The 26,719-nt window shown below is 52.8% G+C and carries 25 protein-coding genes; 11 read left to right on the top strand and 14 right to left on the bottom strand.

Annotation, left to right across the window (positions count from 1 at the left end):
* Positions 1–132: 132 nt before the first annotated feature.
* On the bottom strand, positions 133–1,023 hold the full coding sequence (locus tag EU557_RS11295; RefSeq protein ID WP_135530567.1) for a 3-hydroxyacyl-CoA dehydrogenase family protein: 891 nt from the start codon (positions 1,021–1,023) through the stop codon (positions 133–135).
* A gap of 344 nt (positions 1,024–1,367) precedes the next feature.
* On the opposite strand from EU557_RS11295, the gene EU557_RS11290 reads away from it, so the two are divergent.
* A complete protein-coding gene (locus EU557_RS11290; protein ID WP_135436006.1) occupies positions 1,368–1,538 on the top strand; it encodes a lmo0937 family membrane protein in 171 nt (56 codons plus the stop codon).
* Positions 1,539–1,637: 99 nt separating this feature from the next.
* Here EU557_RS11290 and EU557_RS11285 read toward each other — a convergent pair whose 3' ends face one another.
* Together EU557_RS11285 and EU557_RS11280 are read right to left on the bottom strand one after the other, a co-directional pair.
* Positions 1,638–2,453 (bottom strand): hypothetical protein, encoded by an 816-nt coding sequence (locus EU557_RS11285; protein WP_135530566.1) that lies wholly within the window; start codon positions 2,451–2,453, stop codon positions 1,638–1,640.
* Positions 2,454–2,471: 18 nt separating this feature from the next.
* Entirely contained in the window at positions 2,472–4,094 is a 1,623-nt protein-coding gene (locus EU557_RS11280; protein ID WP_135530565.1) for an ABC-F family ATP-binding cassette domain-containing protein, read from the bottom strand.
* Positions 4,095–4,403: 309 nt separating this feature from the next.
* Between EU557_RS11280 and EU557_RS11275 the strand changes: the two genes are divergently transcribed.
* Entirely contained in the window at positions 4,404–4,877 is a 474-nt protein-coding gene (locus tag EU557_RS11275) for a DUF4199 domain-containing protein (protein ID WP_135530564.1), read from the top strand.
* A 245-nt stretch (positions 4,878–5,122) separates the two neighbouring features.
* Positions 5,123–5,527 carry a hypothetical protein gene (locus EU557_RS11270; RefSeq protein ID WP_135530563.1) on the top strand — a complete coding sequence of 135 codons (405 nt, stop codon included), beginning with the start codon at positions 5,123–5,125 and terminating at the stop codon, positions 5,525–5,527.
* A gap of 91 nt (positions 5,528–5,618) precedes the next feature.
* Here EU557_RS11270 and EU557_RS11265 read toward each other — a convergent pair whose 3' ends face one another.
* Complete coding sequence (locus EU557_RS11265) at positions 5,619–6,011, bottom strand: hypothetical protein (RefSeq protein WP_135530562.1); 393 nt, start codon at positions 6,009–6,011, stop codon at positions 5,619–5,621.
* A gap of 141 nt (positions 6,012–6,152) precedes the next feature.
* On the opposite strand from EU557_RS11265, the gene EU557_RS11260 reads away from it, so the two are divergent.
* Positions 6,153–6,962: a murein L,D-transpeptidase catalytic domain family protein gene (locus EU557_RS11260; RefSeq protein WP_135530561.1), complete on the top strand. Its 810-nt coding sequence runs from the start codon at positions 6,153–6,155 to the stop codon at positions 6,960–6,962.
* An 88-nt stretch (positions 6,963–7,050) separates the two neighbouring features.
* Here EU557_RS11260 and EU557_RS11255 read toward each other — a convergent pair whose 3' ends face one another.
* Positions 7,051–7,245: a hypothetical protein gene (locus EU557_RS11255; RefSeq protein WP_135436013.1), complete on the bottom strand. Its 195-nt coding sequence runs from the start codon at positions 7,243–7,245 to the stop codon at positions 7,051–7,053.
* Between the two features lie 182 nt (positions 7,246–7,427).
* Between EU557_RS11255 and EU557_RS11250 the strand changes: the two genes are divergently transcribed.
* Both EU557_RS11250 and EU557_RS11245 read left to right on the top strand, forming a co-directional pair.
* Positions 7,428–8,237 (top strand): M48 family metallopeptidase, encoded by an 810-nt coding sequence (locus tag EU557_RS11250; protein ID WP_135530560.1) that lies wholly within the window; start codon positions 7,428–7,430, stop codon positions 8,235–8,237.
* 125 nt (positions 8,238–8,362) lie between these two features.
* Positions 8,363–9,298, top strand: coding sequence for a diacylglycerol/lipid kinase family protein (locus tag EU557_RS11245; protein WP_135530559.1), 936 nt, complete (start codon positions 8,363–8,365; stop codon positions 9,296–9,298).
* Between the two features lie 62 nt (positions 9,299–9,360).
* On the opposite strand, the gene EU557_RS11240 is transcribed toward EU557_RS11245, so the two are convergent.
* Positions 9,361–10,596: a metallophosphoesterase gene (locus EU557_RS11240; RefSeq protein WP_245326239.1), complete on the bottom strand. Its 1,236-nt coding sequence runs from the start codon at positions 10,594–10,596 to the stop codon at positions 9,361–9,363.
* Positions 10,597–10,700: 104 nt separating this feature from the next.
* Positions 10,701–11,342: an LON peptidase substrate-binding domain-containing protein gene (locus EU557_RS11235; RefSeq protein WP_135530558.1), complete on the bottom strand. Its 642-nt coding sequence runs from the start codon at positions 11,340–11,342 to the stop codon at positions 10,701–10,703.
* 341 nt (positions 11,343–11,683) lie between these two features.
* On the opposite strand from EU557_RS11235, the gene mtgA reads away from it, so the two are divergent.
* A complete protein-coding gene (gene mtgA, locus EU557_RS11230) occupies positions 11,684–12,430 on the top strand; it encodes a monofunctional biosynthetic peptidoglycan transglycosylase (RefSeq protein WP_135530557.1) in 747 nt (248 codons plus the stop codon).
* 102 nt (positions 12,431–12,532) lie between these two features.
* On the opposite strand, the gene EU557_RS11225 is transcribed toward mtgA, so the two are convergent.
* Together EU557_RS11225 and EU557_RS11220 are read right to left on the bottom strand one after the other, a co-directional pair.
* The gene (locus EU557_RS11225; RefSeq protein ID WP_135530556.1) at positions 12,533–12,838 is read right to left on the bottom strand and encodes a hypothetical protein; all 306 of its coding nucleotides are present in this window, start codon (positions 12,836–12,838) and stop codon (positions 12,533–12,535) included.
* An 812-nt stretch (positions 12,839–13,650) separates the two neighbouring features.
* Complete coding sequence (locus tag EU557_RS11220; RefSeq protein WP_135530555.1) at positions 13,651–15,774, bottom strand: prolyl oligopeptidase family serine peptidase; 2,124 nt, start codon at positions 15,772–15,774, stop codon at positions 13,651–13,653.
* A gap of 373 nt (positions 15,775–16,147) precedes the next feature.
* On the opposite strand from EU557_RS11220, the gene EU557_RS11215 reads away from it, so the two are divergent.
* A complete protein-coding gene (locus tag EU557_RS11215; RefSeq protein WP_135530554.1) occupies positions 16,148–16,591 on the top strand; it encodes a YybH family protein in 444 nt (147 codons plus the stop codon).
* A gap of 165 nt (positions 16,592–16,756) precedes the next feature.
* Here the strand turns inward: EU557_RS11215 and EU557_RS11210 are convergent, their stop codons facing one another.
* Together EU557_RS11210 and EU557_RS11205 are read right to left on the bottom strand one after the other, a co-directional pair.
* Positions 16,757–17,938: an App1 family protein phosphatidate phosphatase gene (locus tag EU557_RS11210; RefSeq protein WP_135530553.1), complete on the bottom strand. Its 1,182-nt coding sequence runs from the start codon at positions 17,936–17,938 to the stop codon at positions 16,757–16,759.
* Between the two features lie 137 nt (positions 17,939–18,075).
* Positions 18,076–18,825 carry a M48 family metalloprotease gene (locus EU557_RS11205; RefSeq protein ID WP_245326238.1) on the bottom strand — a complete coding sequence of 250 codons (750 nt, stop codon included), beginning with the start codon at positions 18,823–18,825 and terminating at the stop codon, positions 18,076–18,078.
* Between the two features lie 454 nt (positions 18,826–19,279).
* Here EU557_RS11205 and EU557_RS11200 point away from each other — a divergent pair, with 454 nt between their 5' ends.
* On the top strand, positions 19,280–20,413 hold the full coding sequence (locus EU557_RS11200) for a DNA topoisomerase IB (RefSeq protein WP_135530551.1): 1,134 nt from the start codon (positions 19,280–19,282) through the stop codon (positions 20,411–20,413).
* A gap of 135 nt (positions 20,414–20,548) precedes the next feature.
* Here the strand turns inward: EU557_RS11200 and EU557_RS11195 are convergent, their stop codons facing one another.
* On the bottom strand, positions 20,549–22,144 hold the full coding sequence (locus tag EU557_RS11195) for a hypothetical protein (RefSeq protein WP_135530550.1): 1,596 nt from the start codon (positions 22,142–22,144) through the stop codon (positions 20,549–20,551).
* A 147-nt stretch (positions 22,145–22,291) separates the two neighbouring features.
* Here EU557_RS11195 and EU557_RS11190 point away from each other — a divergent pair, with 147 nt between their 5' ends.
* Together EU557_RS11190 and EU557_RS11185 are read left to right on the top strand one after the other, a co-directional pair.
* Positions 22,292–23,887, top strand: coding sequence for a hypothetical protein (locus EU557_RS11190; protein WP_135530549.1), 1,596 nt, complete (start codon positions 22,292–22,294; stop codon positions 23,885–23,887).
* 194 nt (positions 23,888–24,081) lie between these two features.
* The gene (locus tag EU557_RS11185; RefSeq protein WP_135530548.1) at positions 24,082–24,522 is read left to right on the top strand and encodes a hypothetical protein; all 441 of its coding nucleotides are present in this window, start codon (positions 24,082–24,084) and stop codon (positions 24,520–24,522) included.
* Positions 24,523–24,534: 12 nt separating this feature from the next.
* On the opposite strand, the gene EU557_RS11180 is transcribed toward EU557_RS11185, so the two are convergent.
* Both EU557_RS11180 and EU557_RS11175 read right to left on the bottom strand, forming a co-directional pair.
* Complete coding sequence (locus EU557_RS11180) at positions 24,535–26,031, bottom strand: exonuclease domain-containing protein (RefSeq protein ID WP_135530547.1); 1,497 nt, start codon at positions 26,029–26,031, stop codon at positions 24,535–24,537.
* A gap of 172 nt (positions 26,032–26,203) precedes the next feature.
* A complete protein-coding gene (locus EU557_RS11175) occupies positions 26,204–26,674 on the bottom strand; it encodes a ferritin-like domain-containing protein (protein WP_135530546.1) in 471 nt (156 codons plus the stop codon).
* Positions 26,675–26,719: the final 45 nt, after the last annotated feature.

Raw genomic sequence — 26,719 nt, 5'->3', positions numbered from 1 at the left:
CCACGGCAGCTCAACGGTCATACGCTAATAAGGAAATTGGGGGTGAAAAAGTTTATCATGGCCCCATACCTATAAAGCCACAGAGGCCTCCCGATAGCTATCGGAAGGCCTTTGTAGTACTAAGTGGGAAGCTTACTTGCGGAACCGCTCAGCTAGCACGAGGTCCTTGGAGCCGTTCCCCCAGGAGTAGAACCCTTCGCCAGACTTCACGCCTAAGCGGCCAGCCGTCACCATATTTACTAGCAGCGGGCAGGGGGCGTACTTCTGGTTGCCTAAGCCTTCATGCAGCACGCGCAGAATAGCTAGGCACACGTCCAACCCAATAAAGTCGGCGAGTTGGAGCGGGCCCATAGGGTGCGCCATGCCTAGCTTCATTACCGTGTCAATCTCTTCTACGCCGGCCACGCCCTCATATAGAGAGTAGATAGCCTCGTTGATCATCGGCATCAGGATGCGGTTGGCTACGAAGCCGGGGTAGTCATTTACCTCAGTAGGTGTTTTGCCCAGTTGCCGTGAGAGCTCCATCACGCGCTGCGTTACTTCATCAGAAGTAGCGTAGCCCCTAATTACCTCTACCAGCTTCATTACCGGCACGGGGTTCATGAAGTGCATGCCAATCACCTGGCTCGGCCGCTGGGTGACGGCAGCAATCTTCGTGATAGAGATAGAGGAGGTATTGGAAGCGAGAATGGCTTGGGCAGGGGCGTGCTGGTCAAGCTCCCGAAATATATTCAGCTTTAGCTCTACGTTCTCGGTGGCGGCTTCTACTACCAAGTCAGCACTTTTTACGCCTTCGGCCACACTAGTGTAGGTAGTGAGCCTGCCCAAGGTGTCGGTTTTCTCTGCGTCAGAGAGAGTGCCTTTCGCTATCTGCCGATCTAGGTTTTTGCCTATGGTAGCTAGCGCTTTGTCAAGCGCCGCTTGGTTGATGTCAATAAGGGCAACAGAAAAACCATGTTGAGCAAAGACGTGCGCAATGCCATTGCCCATGGTGCCGGAACCGATTACGGCTACATTCATCATAAAGGGGTGGTAATGGGGTGGGAGAAAGTAGGGGGGTAAGCCTACTAGAAGAGGTTAAAGCTACAGCAAAACTAGCCAGTGAAATGTTGCCTGTTGCTTCCAGAAGCGCCTATAGTAAGTTTTTTTTCATGATGGGAAAATGTGAAAAGGGGCTTTTTTGCAGCGTTGAGATGGTTTTTAGTACCATTTCTAGATATTTTTTTCATCGAATAATATCCTTTTCTATATACCAGCGTACAAATCCGCAAATGGCCTTCCTTTCCAAACCCAGTCTCCGGATTGATTTATAAAGAGGTCACTGAATACCCAACATTCTCTCTCTCCAACCACACATTACAATCATCATGGGAAATCTCCTGTATATCATCGCTGTCATTCTCATTCTCATCTGGGCTCTTGGTTTCTTCGGTGTTTTAGGAACCGGCATCCAAGGTAATGGCCTGATCCACATTCTGTTGGTGATTGCTATTATCGCCATTCTACTACGAGTTATTCGTGGTGGGCGAGTAGCCTAACCAATTAAACCTCCTGGTAGTAGATTGATTGCCAGATCCGATAAAACACAAAAAAGCCTTCCTCAATTTGAGGAAGGCTTTTTTGTGTTTAAGGTAGGCCTAGTGGCCGAACCGGTACAGGAAGTTGAAGCGAATCTCAGGCTGTCCGTAGGGTGAAGTACGGTTGCCGTAGTTATCAATGCCGTTGTTGAAATTATACAGGAGCAAAATGTCGGCGGCCACTCGTTCACCCAATTGCTGACGGTAACCTACACCCGCCAATGGGGTGTAATAGGTCTGCTTAACCTTTATCAGCTCTACTTGCTGCGGCCCAATGGCGCGTTCCGCTAAAGCCTGGGCATTGGTTACTTCGTATTCAGCGTGGATGAAGAACTGATCAATCACCCGATACTGCGCAAACGCCTTCAACCCGAAGCTGTTCAGGCCTAAGCTAGAGGGATACCCAAACTGCCGAAGTGAATTTGGAAAGGAGTAGTTGCTATAGATATAGCTGAACCCCGGTCCGAAAGCAAACCGATCAGTAACCTGATAGCCCACTGCTGGCGCAATGCTAGCATTGAATACGCCGTAACCGTAGGAGCTGGTGTAGCCCAAGCCAAAGTTGGAGTAGATAAAGTACTTGCGTACCGGTGGCGGTGGCGCCGCTACCCCAGGCCGGTTGGGGAAGTCTAGGCCTGATGGCCGGTTAGGGTCGTACTGCTGGTTGGAAGGCGGTGGAGCCTCTACTGGCGGGGGGACCGGAACCGTGGGTTGAGGAGTAGTATATACCGGCTGCGCCGGACGCGGGGCAGAGCCCGGCGGTGCGGTATTAAGTTGAGGCTTTACACCCGTGCTATCGGTGCGCTGAGCCTGGGCGGCAGGAGCCAGCAATAAGCCAGCTCCGCCAAAGCTAAGAAGTAACAGAAGTCGTTTCATATCCCCGCTAAAACGTGTCTATGACACAAGTTGGTACATGCGCTGCCGCTGCGCTTTAATGTTCTCGTCGGCTAGGTATTCTTCGTAGCTCATCCGGCGGTCGATGATGCCGTCCGGGGTCAGCTCAATGATGCGGTTGGCTACGCTCTGGATAACCTGCAAGTCGTGCGAAGCAAACAGCAGCGTGCCGTTGAAGTCGCGCAGGGAGTTATCCAGCGCCGTAATGCTTTCTAGGTCCAAGTGGTTAGTCGGGTCGTCGAGGACGAGGACGTTGCCGCTTTCCATCATCATCTTGGAGAGCATGCAGCGCACTTTCTCGCCCCCGCTGAGCACGTTCGATTTTTTCTGCGACTCTTCGCCCGAGAACAGCATCCGACCCAGGAACCCCCGGATGAACGATTCATCTTTCTCCGTGCTGTACTGACGCAGCCAGTCAACTAGGTTGAGGTCTGTGTTAAAGAACTCCGTATTCTCTTTAGGGAAATAGCTAGGGGTGATAGTGGTGCCCCACTTAAAATCACCGGAGTCAGCTTTGGTCTCGTTGAAGAGAATGTCGAAGAGGAGGGAGGCCGCCCGGTCGTCGCGGCCAATGATGGCCACCTTGTCTTTCTTGTCGAGAGAGAAGGACACGTTGCGGAACACCACTTGCCCATCAACCGATTTGCTCAGATTTTCTACTGACAGGAGCTGATTGCCGGCCTCACGCTCGGGTTTGAACGCGATGTAGGGGTATTTGCGCGAGCTAGGCTTGATTTCTTCCAGCGTGAGCTTCTGAAGCAGCTTCTGACGAGAAGTAGCCTGCTTGCTTTTCGAGGCGTTAGCAGAGAAGCGGCGCACAAACTCTTCCAGTTCTTTGCGCTTGTCCTCGGTCTTCTTGTTTACCTCCTGGCGCTGACGCAGGGCCAGCTGCGACGACTCGTACCAGAACGAGTAGTTACCAGGGTACATGGTAATTTTCGAGAAGTCGAGGTCGGCCATGTAGTTACACACCGCATCCAAGAAGTGGCGGTCGTGGCTTACCACGATAACAGTGTTCTGGAAGGAGTCGAGGAAGTTCTCCAGCCACAGGACGGTTTCGGCATCGAGGCCGTTGGTTGGTTCGTCAAGCAGCAGCACATCGGGGTTGCCGAATAGCGCCTGTGCCAGCAGAACCCGTACTTTATCGGAAGTACCTAAGTCACCCATCAGGGTATGGTGCTTGTCTTCGGAGATGCCTAGGCCAGAGAGGAGTTCAGCGGCTTCGTACTCCGCATTCCAACCTTCCAGATCAGCAAACTCGCCTTCCAGCTCTGCGGCCCGCTCACCATCGGCATCTGTGAAATCAGCTTTGGCATAGATAGCATCCTTCTCTTCCATTACCTGCCACAGGCGGGTGTGGCCCATGATAACCGTCTGGAGAACTGGAAAAGCATCGGCCGCAAACTGATCCTGCTTAAGAACAGAGAGGCGTGCACCCTTAGGCATATCCACTGAGCCCGTGTTTGGCTCAATCTCACCGGAAAGGATCTTCAGAAAAGTTGATTTGCCAGCTCCGTTGGCCCCGATGAGGCCATACACGTTGCCGGGCATAAACTTGATGGTAACGTCTTCGAACAATACGCGCTTTCCGTAGCGCAGACTTACGTTGGAGGTGCTGATCATATCAAAAAGATGCGGAGAAACTCTTAAGTGGAGCTTTTATCAAGGCCTGGGCCTTGGTATTGCGGCGCGCAAAAGTACGCAAAATGCTCCGGCCATATCGCGCTAGGCCTATAAATGCCAACAAATGAGACCGTAAACTCAGAAAAAATGCTTTCAGAATACAACCCCTTGCTCGCCAATACGGTATAGATAAAAGGAGTTGGCTAAGCCACTGTCGCCGTTGGGAAAGCAACATTTTCTTATGGGGCGGTAGTTCCGTTATAGCTGTCCCTTCTTCTCATTAATCACCTTCACAATTGTCTTCAACCTATGGCTGACGCTCGTCTTACGCCCGAAACTAACGGCATTCGTTATGGCCTGTTTACCGCCGTTGGTATGGTCATCTACTTTATAGTAGCTTCTTTACTTAACCTCACCGACCGGATCGAATTCAGCTTTCTCAACGCAGTAATTCTCGCCATTGGGGTATGTGTGGCTATTGCCAACTACAAACGCTACCGCCAAGACCGTATGCCTTACCTGCATGGGTTTGGTACAGGCATCATTACCGCTATGGTTGCCTCGCTGGCTTTTGCCTTCTTCTTTATTCTGTATGCTGGTGTGCTAAACAAGCATATCATGGATGGCATTCGGGCCAAGGATTTGTTTGGCTTTGATCTTTCAGTGACCATTGCCTTCCTAGCTATTCTCCTGCAAGGTTCATTGGCTGGGGTCATCATTTCCCTAGTAGCCATGCAGTATTATAAGAGCCCTGATCATAAGCCTATTACTGGTATTGAGTAAAAGCTCCAGTCTTAGTTGTAAAGCCACACCTCAATTGAGGAGTGGCTTTTTCTTTTGCCGAACTATCGAAAAGATGAATATTTCCATAAAAACATATAATATTTCTGTTCGGCATCTTGCTTATATACTTTATTGCATATAATTTTGAATTAAATACGGCAGCTCAACAATGGAATCTTCTGTTACTTCTACTTGTTAACGCCAATAACCCACTTTTTACCTCTTTGGCTCCTTCTGCTTCTGATATGAAATTTCTACTCGCTACTCTATTCATGGTTGCAACTCTGGCTACTTCTGCCAACGCACAGATGAAGGAGCGTCATGCGGAGCTGCCAGGCTCCGACGCTCCCTCAGCTACTCGCGTTGATGAAGTGACTCGCCAAATCAGCAACCAGCTGCGCTTGAATGAAGGCCAGTACATCCGGCTGCGCGCCATCAACAAAATCAAGCTGGCTCGCCTCGAAGAGATTCAGTGGCAGTACAAGGATGATGCTGCCATGCGCGATGCTAAGCTGATTGAGTTGGAGTCGCAGTTTGAGGCTGAGTGCAGCCGTATTCTGACTCCGTCACAGCTGAGCATCTACCATGCTGACCGCAAGCAAGACGAAACTCCTGAAACTCCGGTTAATAATGAAGGCGGAATAGGATAACCTTCCCGCTATACCAACGCACAGAAAAGCCGCTCCAGATTATCCGGAGCGGCTTTTCTGTGCGTTAGCCTGTGGTCAGAGAAGTTAGGCTCTACCGAGGGGTTACAATGGGAAACAGCGCCTCGGTAAGGGCACCGGTGGCACCAAACCGCAAAATGAGGCGAGGACCATTTGCCCGCGGGTGCCCCGTTACACACTGGGGCCCTTTGGTGATGTAATACAAGTACACCTTTTCACTTTGCTCACTGAGTTCTTCTTCATCGGGGTGGCCTAGCAGATCATCAATGGCACTTATGCGCGCGCCAAATAGCTCATCACGGTGCTTTTCTAAGATGGGAAGCAGGGCTTGGCGTTTGTTTTCGCAGCCATAGGGGTCATGCCGCCACGTGTTACTATCGAAATCTGGAAAGTCAGGTAGAGAGTGGCCGCAGCCACTCAGCAGTAGGCCAGTTAGCAGAACGAGAAGGGCAGAACGAGTAATCATAAGCTGAAGAATAGACCAACGTTCTTGTCAAGTGGTTGAAAAGAACATGGTTAGTTGGGGCGAAAGTACTATTTTTGACAACGTGCCGTTATGGCCGAATCTGACGGGTACTGTTTTTCGCTTGCATAGAGAAGTTTAAAGATGACTTACGCGCCGACTGCTACTGCCGGACTACTGCTGACCTTCTTCACCTTATTTTCCTCGGCTGGGGCTGCTCCGGCGCCTCACTCGCGCGCTAATGTAGGCCCAAAGCCAGTACTCAATGAGGTGCTTCGAACGACTTATACTGCTGCTTTTGAACAGCACGTTACGCGCACTTACGTGCAAGCAGGCCTCGTAAATACCGGTTTGTCAGTACCTGTATACCGTAAAGCGCTGATTGGCTACTATAATCTACAGCAGCGCGGAGCTCTCAAAACTACGGAGCCGTTGCTGACAATTATTGACTTCAGCCGTGCCAGCAGTCAGAAGCGCCTGTGGGTGATCAACGTAGCCCAATCGAGAGTAGTGTTTCATACGCTGGTGGCGCATGGCAAGAATACGGGTGAGCAGTGGGCGAAAAGCTTTTCCAACCAAGAAGGCTCCGAAAAAAGTAGCCTGGGCTTTTATCTGACTGGCAATACATACCAGGGCAAACACGGCCTGTCCTTAAAGCTAAACGGGGTAGATGCGGGCTATAACACTAACGCCGCCAGCCGAGCAGTAGTGGTGCACGGCGCCGACTATGTAAGCGAGGAGTTTGTTCGCCAGCACGGCCGCCTTGGGCGAAGCCAAGGGTGTCCGGCGCTTCCCATGGCCCAGAGCAGTGCCATCATCAAGGTTATCAAATCAGGCTCAGTGGTATTCGCTAACGGACCAGCCAGTGTGGCCTACCAGTCGGAGTGGCTGCAGCTTGATCCGGCCTTGCTGGCTTTTGCGCGTAGCAAGAGCTTGCCGGGTTTGCCCGGCTAGTGGCCTAGCTTAAAAAATAACCGCACAGCAAAATGCCCGGCTAATAATAGCCGGGCATTTTGCTGTGCGGTTATCTGAGGCCAAGTGGTTAGGCCCGGTCGCTAGTAGTCTTCACCAGGTTGATGCCGGCGAAGAAGAAAATGAGGCCTACAATGAAAGGCACGGCAGAGTTCATCTTGCTTAGGCCTATACCACCGATTTGCAGGAAAGCCAGCGCGGCGATGATGATACCAATTATGCCAAGAACAGTCAGGATGCTGCCGAAGGTGCGTTTCTGATTCATGATGACAAGGGAATTAGTGAGGAGAGAATTGTTAGAAAAGGGAGAGTAAGCCTGATACGGGAATCAGCACATTTTGGGTATATGCCGGCAGACAACCCTGCCGCAAGCTTCGCGTTACAAACCCCTGGAGGAGCTATACTCCTCTGTTTTGCCCTTCTCTCACTCCCTATTCCTAACCAATCATGCGCGGAAGTCTTCGTTATATCATTGCCCTCTTGCTAGGGGGCATTACACTCATATCCTACTACTGTAAACGCTCCGTGAATGAAGTGACCGGTGAAGTGCAGCACGTGGATATGACTGCCGACCAGGAAATTGCCCTAGGCCTGCAGGCCGCCCCCGAAATGGCCCAGCAATACGGCGGTATTCACCCCGACCGCCAAGCTGGGGCAGCTGTGGAGCGTATTGGTCAGGAAATTGTGCGCAGCACGAAAGCTGGACAGACGCCCTACAAGTTTCAGTTTCACCTGCTAGCCGATGAAAACACCATTAACGCTTTTGCCCTGCCGGGCGGGCAGGTATTCATTACGGCGGGTTTGCTTAAGAACCTCAAAACAGAAGGACAGGTAGCGGGCGTGCTGGCGCACGAAATTGGCCACGTAGTAGCTCGCCACTCAGCGGAGCAGATTGCTAAGTCAAAGCTGACGCAAGGCCTGACGGGTGCCGCCGCTATTGGCATGTATGACCCCGACCGGCCCGGAACGGCTGTAAGTGCCGCGGCAGCTGCTATGGTAGGCAAGCTCCTTACCCTGCGCTACGGGCGCCAGGATGAGCTAGAAGCCGATAAGCTGGCCGTAGATTTTACACCTTCTGCCGGCTATGATCCCCGGTCTATGATTCAGGTAATGGAGATCTTGGAGCAGGCAAACCACGGCAGCAGCCCCCCCGAGTTCCTAAGTACTCACCCCAACCCGGGAAACCGCATCCAGGAGCTGCAGCGCGACATTGCTACGGACTACCCCCAGGGGTTACCCGCCAATCTGAAGCCCTAACTCATATTCTTACAGCCCTTACAGCGTGGCCGGCCCAGTAGCCGGTCACGTTTGGTTTTAGAAGGTGGGCGGTGCCTGTTTTACCTATTCTCTTGACTCATGAAAACCTTTTTTTTCGCCTCCTTATGAGCGCTCCAGTTCAACTACGGAACCTTCTGTTTGTGTTAAATCCCATATCAGGCGATATTGACAAAGCGCAGTTGGAAGGCACCATTCGCAGCTATTGCCAGGAGCGCGGCCGCAATGCAGCGTTTTTCCATACTACTGGCGAAGACGACCTGGCGCGCCTACAGGAGCACCTTCAGCAAGTGGCCTACGATGCGGTTTTCGCCGCCGGTGGCGACGGCACCGTGAGTCTAGTGGCGGAATCTCTGGTTAATGGCTCGCTGCCGCTGGGCATAATTCCGTTAGGCTCGGGCAACGGCTTATCCAAGGACTTAGGTATTCCGCAACAGGTGGAAGAAGCCTTGCGCCTGACGTGGGATTTTGAAGTTCTGACGATGGATACCATCCGGGTGGGTGGCAAGTTCTCCGCTCACCTAGCCGATTTGGGCTTTAACGCGCTAGTGGTAGAGCGTTTCGACCAGGGAGATGTCCGCGGCCCGGGTGCTTACATTCGTATCGCCACTCAGGAGTACATCAACTACGAGCCAGAGCAGTATCATATAAAAACGGATCTGGAAGAATGGGAGGGGCCTGCCTTCATGCTCACCATTGCGAATGCTAATACCTTCGGCAGCAATGTGGTCATTAACCCAGAAGGCGAGTTAGATGATGGTCAGTTTGAGATTTGCCTGATCAACCCCTTCCCAAATGCTGCGGCGCCAGGCATCTTATATAATCTGTACACCAGCGGGTTTGATAGCTCTGAGTATACCCGGCGGTTGTGCTGCAGCCGGGCAACCATTACCGTACCCGGTAAAAACCGCGTATTAGCGCAGGTTGACGGTGAGCCTCTGTATTTACCTACGCCGGTTGAGGTGGAAATACTACCCCAAAGCCTGCATGTATTAACCCCAAAAAAGCAAAGCCCAGATGCAGCGGCACCGGGTGAGCAGTAAGTACCAAGTGGCCTAGAAGATAGAAGCCGGAAGTAGCGTATGCTGCTTCCGGCTTCTATCTTCTAGGCCACTTGGTCGCCCAAAAGCAGGGGTACTACCGCTGGGGCGGCTTCGTGCGTGGGCTGCAGGCGGAGCCGGAATACTTCTGGGCCGGGCTGCAAGCTATCCGTAACGCCGGGCTCCAGTGTACGGAGCCAAGTCTCACCGTTAGCATAAAAATCGAGGCTAAAGAAGCCCTGATACTCGTGCACAAACGTGGCCCGCCCGCCTTTTTGCACAAAGGCTGTTTTACTGCCCGACCCACTCACCAGGTAATGTCCGCCGTGTTTCTGAAAATACTGTAGGTTGTGGTCGTGGCCGGAGGCATAGATAACACCCGGAAACTGGTGTAGCACCCGCAGTAGTCGCCGCCGCATTTTGCGGTAACGGGGATGGGCCATGTCTTCGGCTGCTCCCACCACCTTGCGGTATAACGGTAATAAGGAGCCAATAAGGGGGAGCGGAACGTAGGCCCGTTTGTTTACCGTAGTAAGGGGAAACACGTGCTGCTTGGCCGTAAACTTACCCCCGTGCAATGCATTGGAATACAGCGGATGATGACCCGCTACTAGCACGCGCTGGTGCCGGTTCTGCTCCAGCAGCAGCTGCAATTGCCGAAAGGGCTCTTTAGAATCAGATGGCGGGCGTGCCCCCGTTTGCACCCACCATTGGGTATTGAGCACTACCAGCAGCACACCGTCCGCTAACTGCAGACTCATGGGGCCTGGTAGGCCACCTGTAGGAAGGTAGTGGGCTTGCGGCAAATGCTCGCGCACGTACGCCTCTTGCCGTTGCAGGTATTCCCACCCATCGGGCCGGCCTTTGTTCCAGTCGTGGTTGCCGCTGAGCAGTACAATATTGCCCTTATACTGGCCTAGTGCCTCTAACAACGCCTGAAAGCGTGCCTCTGCTGCCGCTCGGCCAGGGTGCTCAGGGGCCGGTAAGCCGGTAGGATAAATATTATCGCCCAGGATGACAATGGTGCCTGCTGGGCCAGTCTCCTGCTGCCAGAAGCTGAGCAGGTGCAGAATAGGATCGGTACCATCGGTTTTGACGGCGCCGGGGTCGCCCAGCACGGCCACGCGGTGCAAGGGGGGCGTTTGCGCATTGGGGGTTTGCAACTCCCAATCTAAAACCGCCGGGGCCACATACGGCCGTCGCCGGTACTGCCGCTCCTGCCAGTAACGCCAGCTCAGCCAGCATACGGCCGCCAGAACTGCACCAGCAAGTAAGCTCAGAATTAGGGTAGAGTAGGGCACGGCAATACAGTAGAGGTAAGTGTATACTACGTAAGGCCTACCCTCCGGCGTTCCGCTATGGCGCAGTTATGTGCTGGCAACCCCTGGTAAGTACGCAACCAGGTCTAAAAATTTGGTGGGGTGAGGTTTTTGAAATGCCCATTAAGGCGGGAGCGTTCTTTCAACCGCTCGGTTTCTAACAGAATGGGCAACACCTGCTCTAAGTGCTCCAGCACCATTGTCTGGCGGTCAACTTCCGACTCAGCAGTAAGAAGCTCAAACTCCTGCTCAGTATTCATGCCTAAGTGGTGGGCAATGTCATACACCCGGAAGTCAGTGGGCAGTTCCAGAAACAAATGACGTAGGCCTAGGATGTCATAGAGCTGTTGAATTTGCTTCTTAATGCGAGTCTGTAGCACTACGTCGCCTGTCAAGTCATCGGTCACCTCCTCAATATCGGCGCCGGCGTAGAGCTTGCCGGGGGCCTGCCGGTAGAACTCCTGCACCCGAAAGAGGCCTAGAGCCCGCGTCCGAATATCCATTTCCCCCGACTCATACGTTTTCTCCACGCCTACCAGCTTCATTTCGGTGCCCAGCGTGCTGATACCTTCCTTGAGGTAAGGAGGAATACCAAACGTAATGTTTTGCTCCAGGCAGTCATGCACGAGCTGGCGGTAGCGTGGCTCAAAAATGTGCAGGTTGAGTTTTTCGCCAGGAAACACCACCAGGTTCAACGGGAATAAGGCAAGTAGCCGGGTCTCAGACATGCAGGTGGGATTAAGAAGTGGGCTCTCAGAAGCGGCAGCTGAAAGAGTACGTAGTGCTATGGTAACAACCGCGCTTCGCTTTTGATATACTGTATTTGTGGCGGGTAGTTGCTAAGGGAGTGTACCGCACGGCGCACCACGCAAAAGCTGACGCAGGTAACACGAGTGGCCTAGCGGCACAATTACTCACCAAGCACTTCTACATACAATCAAAACCGGATAGAAGCACGCATACAACGCTTTTTCAATCTCTGGGCTGCCTTCCGCTAGCTAAATGCGCTACTTTTGCTTGGCTGCACTAAGGGCACGTTGTTCACAGTTGTTTCACCTAGGTTTCCGTTTTGAAGAGCGATTACAAGCAATACCTGCGTCGGGCCGGACGAATAGGCCTACAAGTAGCTGCGGCGCTGTTCCTCGCTTCCATTGCGTGGGTGCTGGTGTATAGGTGGGTTTCGCCACCCGCTACTTGGCTGATGCTAGACCGTCGGGCTCATGCTCCGATTGGCAAGGGGTACTATGGTATCCGGGAGGAAGACCGCCGGATCAACTATCACTTCCGAACCATGGAGGAAGTATCAGGCAATGTACCTCTGGCTTTGGTAGCCGCCGAAGATCAGCGTTTTCTCATCCATCATGGGTTCGATGGCGACGCCTTGCTAAAAGCAGCTAAGTCTAACCTAAGTGGTGGCAAGCAGCTACGGGGTGGCAGCACCATTTCGCAGCAGGTAGCCAAAAATGTGTTTTTATGGCAGGGGCGCAGCTACGTGCGCAAAGCGGCCGAGGCTTACTTCACTGTTCTGATTGAGCTATTGTGGGATAAGCGCCGCATTATGGAGATGTACCTAAACGTGGCTGAAATGGGCGACTGTATTTTTGGGGTAGAAGCTGCTTCCCAGCAGTACTTCCATAAGTCGGCCGCTAAACTCAACGCCCAGGAGGCCGCCCTATTAGCCGGCGTACTGCCCAATCCTTTGCGGTTCCGGGCTAGCAACCCCGGCCCCCAAGCGCGGGCCAAGCAGCAGCGCGTACTGCGCAACATGCGCCGCCTCGGTGGACAGGCCTACGTGCGGGAGTTGTTGGATGAGTAGGCGCTTATGAGGTGGAGTTACCCTATTTCAAAACTGAATGGTAATACGCCTAATGTTACGCCCCCTTACACTTGAACGGCTATTCGATTTTCACATGAGCATTTATTCAAGTTTGCTAAATAATCGAGTGCCTATAAAAGTAGATAATGTGCCACCCGTAACGGTTCCTGCACAAAGCATTACCAGATAACCAACAACCGCTTCTGAGGAATTTAACTGCTGGTTTTCATCAGCAAAAATCCAGGTATAGAGGATGGATGAACCTATTGCTCCCGCAAAAGCACCTACGACAAACAAAGCTATATTCTTGAATGCAAGCTTCCAGATAGGGTGAATAGCAATTACTATAGCTCCGAGTGTAGCGCTACCAACAACACCGAATATAAGGCCAATTAACGGTAAAAGCATATTGTTGTAAATCGCCTGCGTACTGACGCAAAAGAAGGAAGGAATTCTAGGACGTTTATAGAGAGTGCCTATTCATCTATTAATATAGTAAATGGCAGAAATCAATCCAAGCTTATATCCCAGTTTTAGCTAAGAAATATACTTGATAATTAGAAATGTAAAGGTAAAAACTATCCTTGTTTATAGGATATGGATATAAATCCAAGTATATAGAATTGACCAAAGCTATTTTTGCAATAATGGCTAGTTCCTTAACGGATATTCCTAAAATATAATAGCACTTATTTATGCGTCAGGCATTGAAGATATTTCGTAATATGTTAATCATGTGCCTCATATTTTCGCTACTATTGACAATTATTGGAGGTATTTCTGACATGATATTGAATCACGATTACGACAAAAGCTTCATACATAATATTGATCGATTTATCTTTTATTACTTGTTGGTCTTAAGCTACTGGTTGCCTGTTATGCTGTGCGGAAGTATATTGTTAGCTATATTATTAACCGCCTTGCGAATTGGCTATAATCGGTGGAATTTGCAAAAGAGTTCAACAGGTAATAAAACGCGATAACTGTCTATAAATGCACCTTCATCAAACACTAAAATATTTGATGATAGATTTAAAATTGTCCGTATGGTTTGAAGAACGTTATATAAAACATGTATTATGGAGTAATGCGCTGAGAAATTAACTTAGCAAATACAGTTAAGTGGCTTAATATATTTTAGCTGGCTCTCTCATAAAAAAGCCTGACAACTCTTGAAGAGCTGTCAGGCTTTTTTATTGTTTCAAAATGCTGCTAATCTAGTTATTCTGATAGGGCGTGAGGCCCATGTTTTGGAACATGAACGACCATTTATCGGCCTGTTCGCTAATTACTTGGGCCGTGGAGCGGCCGGCACCGTGGCCAGCCTTGGTTTCCACTCGAATCAGGACGGGGGCATTGCCTTTTTGTGATTCCTGGAGCTTGGAAGCAAACTTGAAGGAGTGGGCTGGCACTACGCGGTCGTCGTGGTCGGCGGTGGTAACCATGGTGGCGGGGTAGGAGGCGGGCTTTAGGGCGTGGTAGGGCGAGTATTTGTAGAGGTACTCGAACATTTCCTTGCTATCCTGAGCAGTGCCGTAGTCGTAGGCCCAGCCTGCACCAGCCGTAAATTGGTTGTAACGCAGCATGTCCATTACCCCCACAGCCGGGAAAGCTACTTTGAACATCTCGGGGCGCTGGGCCATGGTGGCACCCACAAGCAGACCGCCGTTCGAGCCACCCGAAATAGCGAGATAGTCTTTGGAGGTATAGTTGTTTTTCACCAGATACTCGGCCGCCGCAATGTAGTCGTCGAACACGTTTTGCTTCTGCAATTTGGTGCCGGCCAAGTGCCACTTCTCACCATACTCGCCCCCGCCACGCAAGTTGGGTACGGCGTAGATGCCACCGTTTTCGAGTAGCACAATAGTAGAAGTGCCAAAGCTAGGCGTTACGCTGGAGTTAAAGCCCCCATAAGCATACATCAGCGTGGGGTTCTTGCCATTAAGCACCAAGCCTTTTTTATGCGTGATGATCATGGGAATACGGGTGCCATCTTTCGAGTTATAAAACACCTGCTTCGACTCATACTGCGTAGGGTCGAACTGCACACCTGCTTTCTTGTAGACCGTGGATTTGCCGGTCGCAATGTCGTACTTGAAAATGGTAGGCGGGTAGATGTAAGAAGTAAAAGTGTAATACGTTTCCTTCTCTTCTTTCTTGGTGCCAAAGCCGCCGGCTGAGCCCACTGAAGGCAGTGTGATACTACGCTCTTTCTTACCGTTCATGTCGTACTGCTCAATCAGCGACGTCGCATCCTTCAAGTAGTTAGCGAAGATTTTACCGCCGCCAGTAGAGGCGTTCAACACATTCTTGCTCTCCGGAATTAAGTCTTTCCAGTTAGTAGGCTTAGGGTTGGCAGCATCCACCGTTACCACCTTGCTGTTAGGAGCATTCAGGTTGGTTTCGAGGTAGAGCTTACTGCCCACATTGTCGAGCACCCGCACTTCGTTCTTCTCGTTGTCAACCACCTGCACAATGGGGCTGTTAGCCTTGCTCAGATCCTGGATGTACAGTTCGTTACCCGTAGTAGTATTAGCGCCGCTGATAACCAGGAACCTCTCATCTTCTGTTAGGTAAGCTCCCACGTAACGACGGGGCGTTTTATCACCCCCAAATACGAGTTTATCATTCCGCTGTGGCGTGCCCAGTTTATGGTAAAACAGCTTATGAATTTGCGTTTTGCCGGCCAGTTGGCTTCCCGCTACGGGCTTGTCGTAGCTGCTGTAGTAGAAGCCGTCGTTGCCTTTCCAGGCCAAGCCCGAAAACTTCACGTCCTTCAGCGTATCACCGACCAAGGCTTTGTCGGAGGTGCGCATTACAATCACCTTGCGCCAGTCGGAGCCGCCTTCCGAAATCTGGTACGCGGCCAGGCTGCCGTCTTTGGTGAAGCTGATACCTGCCAGCGACGTGGTGCCGTCTTTGGAGAAGCCGTTGGGGTCAAGGAATACTTCCGGAGCACCGTTGCCCTGCTGTCGATAGAGAACCGACTGACTTTGTAGGCCAGTGTTCTTACTGAAGTAAGTGTACTTGCCTTCTTTGTAGGGTGCACCGTACTTCTCGTAATTCCAGAGGGTTTCAAGGCGCTTGCGAATGCTTTCGCGGAAGGGAATCTGAGACAGGTAATTCTGCGTCACCTTGTTTTCTTCCTGCACCCAAGCTTTGGTATCGGCCGCTTGGTCGTTTTCGAGCCAGCGGTACGGGTCAGCTACCTTGGTGCCGAAGTACGTGGTAACGGTATCCACCTTCTTGGTCTGCGGGTAGGGCAGCGTTTTGATTGGCGTTTGGGCGAAAGCGTGCGCGCTTAGCAGTGCCGCCGCCGTCGAAAGGTAAAGGCTTCTCATAGAGTAAGGGCTAGGTGAACGTTAGGGCGAAAGAAGGTAAGAATGTGAACCAGCATGAGGTAACTGCCTCGGAAGGCAGCGGCCTAGGCCAGTTAGGTAACAGCAAAAAGGTACGTCACAATGCTGAAGTTGCAAGATTTAAAGGTAAGCTACCCGCGGAAGATGCTACTTATTCTATAGGTTGTGGCAGGGCGTGTCATACCATCACTGGCAGTACATGCGGTTATTCAAAGAGGAAGCTACTCCGCTGCCTGACGCACGTTGCCCTTCTCGTAAAAATACAGATGCACAGCCAGTAGGTGGCCTACAACTAATAAAACTGAGCATGTTGCTTCCTAGGCCAGGTACTCGCATGGGGTTGTATATTAACGCCATGAAATACCGTGTTCTCATTGCTTTTCCATTCTTATTAACTGGCTGTGCTACCACTCAACAGCTGGGCAACCCTGCTGCCACCCGCCAAGCCATAACGCAGGTGCTGGCCACGCAAACAGCGGCCTGGAACCGTGGCGATGTAGCAGGGTTCATGCAGGGATACTGGAAGAACGACTCTTTGGTGTTCATCGGAAAAAGCGGTTTAACGTACGGTTGGCAGCAGACCCTCGACAACTACCGCCGTAGCTACCCCGATGCTACGGCCATGGGCCAGCTCGATTTTAGCAACCTAAAAGTGCAGCCACTCAGCCCCGACGCAGCCCACGTAATTGGCCGCTGGCACTTGGCCCGGCCTAGTGCGGGCGACTTACAAGGACATTTCCTGCTCGTCTTCCGCCGCTTCAACGGGCAGTGGGTGGTAGTGGCCGACCACTCTAGCTGAACTAAGGCATTGGGCCACCAGCCTGAGCCAAATCCTTACTCTATCGCGTTCTGCTTGGGACTAGCAAAAAGCCCTTACCTCCAGCTTGGAAGTAAGGGCTTTTGTGTTGAAAAGGCAGGAGCTAGCAAGAGCTACTCATTGAGAATACCTCACTGAGGTACTGTGTTACTTCATCACCGGCTTGCCAGTGCTAGTCTCATCTTCGGGGCCATCTGAGGCGGTTTCGTCTTTGCGTTTTTCCTTTTCCACAGCCGAAACTGCCTCGTGGAAGATCAGGCCTTTCTTGGCCGCGTGCTCAGCGGCTTGCACAGTGTCTTTCACCAGCAACATCTCCACCTTATCCAGGAGTAGATCTTCGGATACGCGTTCAACCATGGCCGCCCGTTCTGGCAGGTTCACATCGCGGATATACACGGCCAGAATACGACCAGGGTAGCGCCGCACCACCTCGCGGTAGATGTTAGCATCTTCCTGCCCCGAGTCGCCGATCAGCACAAAGGGCAGGTTAGGATAGGTGAGCAGCAGGTTGTCGATTTCCTTGAGCTTATGGCCGTGATGAGCTGAGGCATCGGCGGAGCTTTTGCGTTTCACCGCCATATCGCGCAGCAACAGGGGGCCGGGCGGAATGCTGTTCAGGTTAAGAAAGTCCTCCAGCAAGTCATACAGATTCCAGGGGGAGCTGCTCACGTAGAAGAACGGGTTGTTGCGCTTGCCGTTGCGGCCCAGCTGCAGGGCCCGGTAGAATTCCGCCACGCCCTTGAAGGGGAGGCGCGACCGGGCATTCCGGAGGAGCACCGTGCGCGCCATCCGGATCAGGTCGGTAGCGGAGGTTTGGATAACGGTGTCGTCCAGATCAGAGATGATACCATATTCCGCATCGACGGGCGGAATCAGCACCATAGCCTGCGTATTCAAGCCTGCTGGCGTGGGGAATGGCGGAGGTGACTGTTGCAGCAGCACATCTACCGGGTACCAAAGAAAGTCAACGGGTTCGGGCAGCACCTTAGGCTCCAGATTCAGGGTAAAATACCCTTCATCATCGGTCACTACGGGGTGGTCGGTGCCATCGGCTGGCTGCACTGAGAGCAAGGCGCCACTGATTTCGTTGCTATCAAAGCGCCGGTACATGTTCAGCAGGTTGTGCCAGCGCGAGTCGTTGGGATCTGGCTCTTTAATGCCTTTGTCGGTGAGCAAACGCCCTTTCACATACAGGCGCGACGTAGTGCCGTAGCTACGGTAAGGCACCAGCTGGAGCGGATGCAGTAACCCCAGGCGGGCCCGTATGTTCGTGAGGGTATCATCGGCGCGCTCAGCCCAGTCGCTGAACTTGTCTAGAATTGGTGGCATAGGTTGTAAAGAAAGCGGGTCTACCGTACAGGCCTACGAGTATAGTTGGGCTCGGCGTTACGTGGTACGGCAATAATGACAATAAAAAAGCGGCTTCCTGCCGGGGCAGGAAGCCGCTATCCAGGGGCTATTGTGGCCTAGAGCAGGCTCTTGAGCTCATTGAGCGAACCGTTGCTGGTGTTGCGGCTCCGGCAGCCCAGTTGGTCGGCTTTGGTTTGAATGTCCTGAATGCGAGAGCCTGGGTTGGGGTGCGTGCTCAGGAACTCCGGCGTGGCACTTTGGCCCTGGGCTTCTGCCTTGATGAAGAAGCCGGCGGCACCATCGCAGGCGTAATAGTTGGTGCCATTGAGGTACACTACGGAGTATTCATCGGCCTCCCGCTCAAAGTCGCGGCTAAATTTGAGTTGACCCAGGCCAGTGGCAATCTCGGCTAGCTGGCCGGGGTTTTCACCCAACAGCACGCTCAGAAGCAGGCTGATGCCATACTGCTGCTGCAGCTGGCGGGAGGTGTGGCGGCGGTCGGCGTGGGCAATTTCGTGGCCTAGAACCCCAGCCAGTTGATCTTCGCTGTCAAGAAACTTAATCAGGCCCGAGTAAACATAAATGTGGCCGCCGGGAGTAGCGAAGGCATTCTGGGTTTGGTCATCCTTGATGATCTGCACGTCCCAAGGAAACTCATTGCGGTATTGCAACTGGCCTGAGTTGAGCACGCGCGTCACAATTTGATTGAGCAGCGTGTAGGCGCGGGCATTGCTGCTCTTTTCCAGCAGCTGGCCTTTAGCTCGGTAGGTAGAATCGGTTTCCTGAGCAACTTTCTGGCCTAGCGCCTTATCATCTTCAACTGAAAAGAGCACAACACCATCACCATCCTTGGAGCAGGACGACATGGAACCAAGGGTGAGAACAAGGCCAAAAAGCAGCCAAGGTTTAAGCAAATAACGACGCATGAAAAAGGAAATGAGTAAGTAGAAAAAGAGCGGAGGTGAGCGTAAGGCGACACGAAATAGTGCCAAAATACCGGCGCTTCCGTACGATGCGCATGGCTTTAGGTTGCCACTTTACAATTTCTAGGCCTATCTGCCGGAATATCAGCCCGAAAATTTTTGCCTTTTCAGATGAGAAGTCTAACCCACGCAGTAGTGCTACCAGAAACGAACAAACCTATCGGGAGCGTATGTGAGCTACGTGTAATAAGCAGGCAAGAAGACTAGGAAAGGTGCCGGGTCAAGGGGTTTACTTCAATTGCCGGAGCACCGCAAGGGCTATAGACTATCACTTCCGATGTTTCTGCGTACAGCAGAGCCAGTAGGCCACTTCAGGCCTGCGGTTTCCCGTTCCCGTATGACTGTCTCTGCTGCCCGCCCAAAAACCCGTAAAAAGCGCCTCGATCCGTTGGAAGAAGCGCATTTGTTATATAAAGATCCTGCCCGCCAGGCTGAGCTAGCCGGCTTGCGTTACCTGAGCGATACCAAGCCAGGCCTGACGCGTCAAGCTGCTGCTGATGGCACTTTCCACTATCTCAACGCTAAAGGCGAGCCTATCAGTGATGAGAAAACCTTGAGCCGAATCCAGGGCTTTGTGATTCCACCCGCCTGGACGGATGTGTGGATTTCGCCCTCGGCCAACTCGCATTTGCAGGTAACTGGCCGCGATGCCAAAGGGCGCAAGCAGTACCTATATCACGCGGCCTGGGACCAGGCCCGCAGCCTCACCAAGTTTAGCCGTTTGCGTGCGTTTGGTGAGAAGCTGGCCGAGCTGCGCCAACAGATCCATAAAGACCTGGGGCGCCCGCAACTAGACAAGCAAAAGGTAATTGCCCTGGTGCTCACGCTCATGGATCAGTCCTTTATCCGGGTGGGTAACAAGGAGTACGCCAAGAAAAACAAGACCTACGGCCTTACCACCTTGCGCGATAAGCACGTGCAAGTGAGTGGCGCCGATGTGCGTTTTGCCTTCGTGGGTAAAAAAGGTGTTGCGCACGATCTGACCATTCACGACCGGAAGCTGGCTCGCATGGTGCAAAAGTGCAAGGAGATTCCTGGCCAGCACTTATTCCAGTACTACTTGCCCGATGGACACCGCGCCGAGCTAGAATCGGGCGACGTAAATGAGTACCTGCAACAAGTAACCGGGCTGAAGCTGTCGGCCAAGGACTTCCGCACCTGGGGAGGCACCGTGAAAATGGTAGAGTGCTTAGAGACTATTATTGACGAAGAACCAGAGTTTCCGAAGCCCAAAACGCTGAAGCGCGCGATAAAAGATGTGGCCCAGAACCTGGGCAATACCCCCACGGTCTGTTCTAAATACTACATTCACCCCCAGGTAGTCGAGCTGTTTAACTCCGATAAACTCATCGATTACCTGCGCCGTCACGACGCTGATCCTTCCGAGAATGACTTGCTCACGCCCACCGAACACATGGTGCTGGAAATGCTGCAAGAACTGGAAGGGGAAAAGCTACGTGCGGTAGAGTAGAAAAGCCGCGAGGCTGATTTTCTAAGTCAGAAAGGATCTTATGCTACCTGAATGAGTGGCCTAGTGCAGGCACCATCAGCTATCATAAGATCCTTTTTGTGCTATGGAGTATTGAGCTGTCAGCTGTCGGGTGGATTATCTGCCAGAGCCGTCTCGGTCGAAAGCGTGAGAGGCTACGCCGTGGCTGCGGTGGTCTTTGGTTTCTTTGCCGCCCTCCAATACGTTGTTGCGTTTGGTATCGAAGAAGCGCGTCTTCTTGCGTAGGCCACTTACGTGGGAGGTATCCTGCACGGTGTCCTCTTCTGGCCCCCCGTAGATGTCGATGAAGGGGGAATGAGACACCGAGCCAGAAACGGTGAATTCATCCTTGCCGCGCAACCCATGTAGCACTACCCGGTGGGTTTCTGCGGGATTAAATTGCCGACGGTACAGCAGGGAGTCGGGGGCGGCCTTGCCACCACCGAGGCGATATACTGATACCACAGTTGCCGTATCCGAAAGCCGCTCTATTACAAACCGCTCATTATCGTCGGTGCCCGCAACCAGTACTTCTTTGGCCTGCAAGCCATAATACCTTTCTGCCACATGCAGGAGGCCTTCGCGCCGAGCCCGCAGAGTGGCTTCCATACGGGCGCCTTCCAGTGCGTATACTTCGCGGGGCAGCCCTTTAACAACCGCCCGATGTATTATCTCATCGGTAAGGCGCTTTTGTAAGTCATGCGCTGTGCGCACATATCGTTCCCGGGGTAGTTCACTCAGCGTCCGTTGGTCAATGAAATGGGCGTTGCGGGTGTAGCCTTCCACGCTTTCGTAGGTTGGCTTAAACGACCGGAACTTCGGTACAATTCTACTGGCCAGCCAGGTCAGTAGGCCATCATTAAAGCGGAAGAACACTTGGTCGCGGTCTTGAGGCACCGGGCGCCAGAGGGTGCGGCCATTCTCCTGCGAGAAGGCGGCCCAACTCCATTGTCCTTCGTGCCGGTCCCAGTCGCCCAGCCACAGGTCAAGTAACCGGGCCCGCAGGAAGGCTGCTTCATCAATACGGTGATCTTGGCTGCGGTAGCGTTCTTCCAGCATCTCATCACTTTCCTCAAGCTCTGAGGCGCCCCGCAGGGAAGGCGGCAGGTTAATCTTGCCTTCCATTTTCTCTTCCAGCAGTACAACTTTACCCCTGAACCGCTCGGAGGCAACGTCTAGGCCACTCTCATCCGACCTGACATAGAAGGCTCTCGGGTTGGCATGAGGAATACCTGCGGCCTGAGCCAACGGGGGAACTACCATGGCCCCGTAAGGCATGCCCGCGGAAGTGGCATCGCGCACGGTTGTAAGCACAAAGCCTTGGCGGAGAACTTTGGGCAAGGTCTTATAGGGGTCTTTATCAATGGTGCGCAGCGCGTAGGCGAGCCCATCATCAGCAAGCAGCGTAACACTGGTTGTTTGGAAGCCCCCACCTAGTTTGCCAAACCGTAGGCCACCTGGCACTGCTTTCTGCGGGTCTAAAACCGGTAAGGTAACCGGAGTTGCCCACGCCTTGCGGTAATGCGCCCCCAGAAAAAGCCTGCCTATTGGGCCCCGCAAGTAGTGACGGCCGGCCGTTACCACCGCGCTGTCAGTCCCGGCGGCCATGGGCGCAGGGTAGCTTACCCGGGCGTCGGGCTGGAAATAAGAGTCGCGGGCACAACCTGATGCCGTAAGCAGCAGCAGCACTACTGAGGGAAAACGTTTGGTCATTCAGCGGAAATAAAACACGTCTGTATCCTTCAACGCAACTTCTCCCGAAAAGTAGGGGCCGAGCTCAACAACCGTTTAGGTAACGTTTGCGCTATAAGGGCGGCGGCTTCACATCGCGGCCGCTTTCTCGTCGCAATACCCAACTTTGTGTCTGGTTCTACTTTACATGTGCCCGGTGGTCTGCTGGCCGCGCTACTGCTGTACTCTTGCTCTTCGCCCGCGGCGCCACCTGTAGCCCACCCGGCATTACCCGTGCGCTCCGATTCTACGGTGCAGGTAGCCGCTGGACCGCAGTATAAGCGTGGGGCTGTGCATCGGTTTTTCTGGGGCAAGCACTACCGTAATGTGTGGGCTGAGCCTGTTACGGCACCCGTATTTAATTTGCGTACGGCCGTGCCTGGTGGACTTACTCCGGTGCGGGAAGGAGGGAGTTTTCAAACGCGCAACTTGCGCCTCGTAGACCGCAACGGAGTGCAGTATGTGTTGCGCTCCGTGGATAAGGATGCCACCAAAGCTCTGCCTGCAAGCCTGCAGAACGGCCCCATTGGCAACTTGATGAAGGACCAGACCAGTGTTATTCATCCATATGGTGCTTACATAGTGCCTGCGTTGGCTGAAGCGGCCGGGCTCTATCATACCAACCCCCGCCTAGTATTCGTGACGGACGACCCGGCCTTGGGTGAGTTTCGTAAGCTTTTTGCCAACCAGCTCTACTTATTTGAAGAGCGGCCCGAGGGTGACCAAAGCGCTGTTAGCAGTTTCGGGCGCTCTACCCGGGTAGAAAGCTCCCGTAAGGTGTTTACAAACCTGCTCACGAGTTCACAGTACCGGGTTGATGCCCGTCAGTACCTCCGTAACCGGCTTTTTGATATGTGGCTCGGCGACTGGAGCCGGCGGGAAGACCAGTGGCGCTGGGCAAGCTTTACGGGGAAGGAGGGAGCTACCATATACCGAGCCATTCCGCGCGACCGAGACCATGCCTTCTTTAAGTTCGACGATGGGTTTTTTACTCACATTGTTGCCTGGGTGAAGTCAAACTACCAGAGCTTCCATGAAAAAATCCGCCTCAAGGATGTCGAAGGACTAAACCGAGCGGCGCGGCCCATGGATAAATCGTTGCTGGCCTACCTCACGCGTGAGGACTTCCAGCAGATTGCCGACTCGTTGCGCCAATCATTACCTGACCCAGTAATTACCAACGCCCTGAGCGTGTGGCCTAAGGAAGTACAGACTCTGTCGGCCAGTGAATTTACCCGCAAGCTTCGCTCTCGCCGCGACCAGTTGCCCGCCGTAGCGGGCAAGTTCTATGAGCTCTTAGCTGAGGAAGTGGAACTACCCGGCACCGACGAGGCGGAGCGTTTTGTAGTAGAGGCCCTTGGAGAAGGGCAAGTGCGGATACAGGTATTCCAACTGTTGGCTACCGGTGAAAAATTGTTGTCTCAGCGAACCTTCGATGCTCGGCAAACAAAAAGTATCCGGCTCTTTGGCCTAGGAGGAAACGATGCCTTCGAGATAAGGGGCACCCCTGATGCACGCATAGCTATCAGCATCTATGATGGGGCAGGCCAAGACTTAATTGGGACCACAAACATGCCTGCTACGGCCAAATCTCGCATTACTGTGTACGATAGCGGCGATGGTAATACGCTACCTCTAAACAAGGCAGTGAAGGTGGAGAAATACCAACCAAGAGCCGATGAGTTTGACGGAGCAGGTTGGCTACTGCGCCACCGCTTGTACTAGTCCCAAGGTTCGGCAAACAGGCTTCCGTTTCACTAGGTGGCCCGCTGGAGGCTGGTAACCTTGGCTAAGCTAGAGCAGTAAAGAATACTACTTGCAAAGCAGGGGCACCTGGGTTGGCTAGCTCTGGTGAGCTGATAAGCCACTCAAAGCACAATTGCCGCCTTATCGTAAGTTTGTAGTTTAGTACTAGTATAATGCGCACGTTTACTGCTCCCGATTATCTAACCCTTACTTATCGGTCAGATCTCAAATTCTTGGTGGCGCGTTGGCTTCGGCCCGTTTCCAATGCCGAAACCCGAGAAGGGTACCAATTAATTCTGGAAGCTGCTCAGCAATCCGACTGTCCTTACTGGCTCCTCGATGGCCGTCGGCGCACACCTGCCGATCCTGAGACTACTGCCTGGGGGCTCAACGAGTTTTTCCCGACGTTAAGCCCTACGCTAGGGAGCACGGTGTACATGAGTCAGCTCCTGTCGCCATTCTATCAGCAGCTCACGCACACCATTGAGGCGTTTGAGCGGGCCGATACTGACCCAACTCGTACCTATCAGATGCGGCGCTTTAATGACGAAACACATGCCGTGCAGTGGCTGCAGATAGCCCAGCAGCATGAAGGCAGAGCTACGCCTAGCTAGAGCAGCAGTGGCCTAGGCAAATACCTTCACCTTGTCTTTGTGCTTGGTACGCAGGTATTGCCGTATAATCTGCTGCACGTCTTTATTGTCGTTGTAGCGAGTAATGGCGTCTTTGAAATCCACGAAGCGCCGCGCCGAGAAGCTTTCGTCTACGTACCCAAAGCCCAAGTACCGGCCATTTTCCACTACTACCAGGCTTTTCTCCGTGGCATGCCGCCCCGCACCAATGATAACAAAGGTGCCGTGCTCGTACGTGAACGATTCAATAGCCTCTTCTACCCGTTGGTTGTACTCCTCAGGCGGCTCTAGGCCTATGCAAGCGCCTTTACAGCGATGCACCTGATAATCGAAGCAAGAGCCAGTAGTTTTATATAAATCACAGAGCTTCTGGCACAGGTTAAACTTCGAAACCTTGTGAAATAAAAAGCCTTTGGCTTTAAACTGATTGCCTAGTGCAATTAACGGGTGCGACTCCGCGTGGTCGTCGGCCCGACCATAATACAGGCGCTTGTAGCCATTTTCATCGGTACGCAAGAAGATGCCTGCCGGAAACACTGACCGCCGCTGCGCCCGATTATACAGTGGCTTCATGCGCTTTATCTCGTGCGACTCATATAGCAGCGCCACCAGCTCGGAGCCCGTTAGTTCCCACGTAATGTCAGAGATAGAGTTCTTAAACTCTAGGCTCTTGCGCGACTTATAATCGACGGCAAAGTGCTGCTGAATCCGCTTGTATATGTTGATGCTCTTACCAACATAAATCACCTCGCCCTGCTGATCATAGAAGTAGTACACGCCCGCCTCCTGAGGTAGCGAAGCCACTTTCTCGGGAGTAATGTTCGGGGGCAGTAGGGCCGTTCGGATAGCCTCCTGTACTGCTTTGATCTTGCGGGTTGAAGGCTGCTTGGTGCTCACCGCCGCCGCTTTGGGTTGCCGGCCTGAAGGAGCAGTAGCGTCTACGGCGGCTAAGGTTTCAGCGGGGCTCAGGCCAGGTGCTACTAGGGCCTCTTCCTGTTGCGAAATTTTCAGCAACCGCCCGAATAAGATGGCCGTGGCCGCCGCATCGCCAGAAGCCCGGTGCCGGTCGTGGAGGGGAATGCCAATGTTCTGACACAGCTTGCCCAGGCTATAGCTAGGCTGGCCAGGCATCAGGGACCTACTCAGCCGCACCGTGCACAAGGTTTTACGGGAGTAGTTATAGCCTAGGTCCGCAAACTCTTTTTTCAGAAAGCTATAGTCGAAGCGCACGTTGTGGGCTACGAACACGCAACCCTCCGTCATTTCTACCACTTTGCGGGCCACCTCATGAAACTTGGGGGCATCGCGCACCATCTCGTCGGAAATCCCCGTGAGTTGGGTAATAAAGAAGGGAATAGGCCTACCAGGGTTCACGAGCGTGCTATACTCATCCACCACCTTTTCACCGTCGTGGATATAAATGGCAATTTCCGTGATGCGGTCTTGCGTGGGCTGACCGCCGGTAGTTTCTAAGTCAATGATGGCGTACAAAAGCGGCTCGAAATCAGGTAAGAAACGTGCTAATCAAATTGGTAACAAAGATACGCTTTCCAAAGGTTGCATTCGGTGCGTAGGCCAGGGTCTAACTATTGTTACTGCTTTGGTAACAACAAAAAAGGCTCACCATGTGGTGAGCCTTTTCTAAAATAGTTGCCAGATAGGCCTAGCGAGTGCCTTTGTGCTGGGTAACCCAGTTCTTAGCCGACAAGATTTCGCCGTGCTGCTTCTGAATTACGTTGCGGGCTTCAGCAGGAAGCTCGTTCGATTTCAGCGCCGTTTCATAGGACGAGAGAGCCGTAGCGTCGCCAGTTTCGCACTCGCCCAGAATAGCCGAGTCGTCTTGGCCAGTAATAGCCGATTTAATATTGATCCAGCCACGATGTACGGCAGCAGCGGCATCCGCTACTACACCTTCAATCGTGTTGTCGTTCTCAACCGAAATGCCAAACTGCTGTGCATGCTGCGACAGCTCCGAGGCGAATTGAGCGCGCTGCTGGCTGAACTGGCTCAGCTGCGATTTGAGATCGGGGCTAGATACGCCTTCAGCAGCTTCCTGATAGCCTTTAGCAGCCGTTTTATTGATTTCTACGAGGTCGTTGTAAGCGCGGGCGGCTTCGCCAGAGATAGTTGCCATGATGAAGAGAGTTTCAAGGGTTTACAGTATGATGCGGTAATACCG

It is taken from the genome of Hymenobacter wooponensis (genome assembly GCF_004745865.1).
GTDB lineage: Bacteria > Bacteroidota > Bacteroidia > Cytophagales > Hymenobacteraceae > Hymenobacter > Hymenobacter wooponensis.
The sequence above is the reverse complement of the archived record's forward strand: the minus strand, read 5'-3'. Positions and strand labels throughout refer to the sequence as shown.

What these genes read in the sequence shown, in the direction of transcription:
- EU557_RS11295 (WP_135530567.1), bottom strand. Translation starts at nt 1,023, where the DNA reads ATGATGAATGTAGCCGTAATCGGTTCCGGCACCATGGGCAATGGCATT.
- EU557_RS11290 (WP_135436006.1), top strand. Translation starts at nt 1,368, where the DNA reads ATGGGAAATCTCCTGTATATCATCGCTGTCATTCTCATTCTCATCTGG.
- EU557_RS11285 (WP_135530566.1), bottom strand. Translation starts at nt 2,453, where the DNA reads ATGAAACGACTTCTGTTACTTCTTAGCTTTGGCGGAGCTGGCTTATTG.
- EU557_RS11280 (WP_135530565.1), bottom strand. Translation starts at nt 4,094, where the DNA reads ATGATCAGCACCTCCAACGTAAGTCTGCGCTACGGAAAGCGCGTATTG.
- EU557_RS11275 (WP_135530564.1), top strand. Translation starts at nt 4,404, where the DNA reads ATGGCTGACGCTCGTCTTACGCCCGAAACTAACGGCATTCGTTATGGC.
- EU557_RS11270 (WP_135530563.1), top strand. Translation starts at nt 5,123, where the DNA reads ATGAAATTTCTACTCGCTACTCTATTCATGGTTGCAACTCTGGCTACT.
- EU557_RS11265 (WP_135530562.1), bottom strand. Translation starts at nt 6,011, where the DNA reads ATGATTACTCGTTCTGCCCTTCTCGTTCTGCTAACTGGCCTACTGCTG.
- EU557_RS11260 (WP_135530561.1), top strand. Translation starts at nt 6,153, where the DNA reads ATGACTTACGCGCCGACTGCTACTGCCGGACTACTGCTGACCTTCTTC.
- EU557_RS11255 (WP_135436013.1), bottom strand. Translation starts at nt 7,245, where the DNA reads ATGAATCAGAAACGCACCTTCGGCAGCATCCTGACTGTTCTTGGCATA.
- EU557_RS11250 (WP_135530560.1), top strand. Translation starts at nt 7,428, where the DNA reads ATGCGCGGAAGTCTTCGTTATATCATTGCCCTCTTGCTAGGGGGCATT.
- EU557_RS11245 (WP_135530559.1), top strand. Translation starts at nt 8,363, where the DNA reads ATGAGCGCTCCAGTTCAACTACGGAACCTTCTGTTTGTGTTAAATCCC.
- EU557_RS11235 (WP_135530558.1), bottom strand. Translation starts at nt 11,342, where the DNA reads ATGTCTGAGACCCGGCTACTTGCCTTATTCCCGTTGAACCTGGTGGTG.
- EU557_RS11225 (WP_135530556.1), bottom strand. Translation starts at nt 12,838, where the DNA reads ATGCTTTTACCGTTAATTGGCCTTATATTCGGTGTTGTTGGTAGCGCT.
- EU557_RS11220 (WP_135530555.1), bottom strand. Translation starts at nt 15,774, where the DNA reads ATGAGAAGCCTTTACCTTTCGACGGCGGCGGCACTGCTAAGCGCGCAC.
- EU557_RS11215 (WP_135530554.1), top strand. Translation starts at nt 16,148, where the DNA reads ATGAAATACCGTGTTCTCATTGCTTTTCCATTCTTATTAACTGGCTGT.
- EU557_RS11210 (WP_135530553.1), bottom strand. Translation starts at nt 17,938, where the DNA reads ATGCCACCAATTCTAGACAAGTTCAGCGACTGGGCTGAGCGCGCCGAT.
- EU557_RS11205 (WP_245326238.1), bottom strand. Translation starts at nt 18,825, where the DNA reads ATGTCGTCCTGCTCCAAGGATGGTGATGGTGTTGTGCTCTTTTCAGTT.
- EU557_RS11200 (WP_135530551.1), top strand. Translation starts at nt 19,280, where the DNA reads ATGACTGTCTCTGCTGCCCGCCCAAAAACCCGTAAAAAGCGCCTCGAT.
- EU557_RS11195 (WP_135530550.1), bottom strand. Translation starts at nt 22,144, where the DNA reads ATGACCAAACGTTTTCCCTCAGTAGTGCTGCTGCTGCTTACGGCATCA.
- EU557_RS11185 (WP_135530548.1), top strand. Translation starts at nt 24,082, where the DNA reads ATGCGCACGTTTACTGCTCCCGATTATCTAACCCTTACTTATCGGTCA.
- EU557_RS11175 (WP_135530546.1), bottom strand. Translation starts at nt 26,674, where the DNA reads ATGGCAACTATCTCTGGCGAAGCCGCCCGCGCTTACAACGACCTCGTA.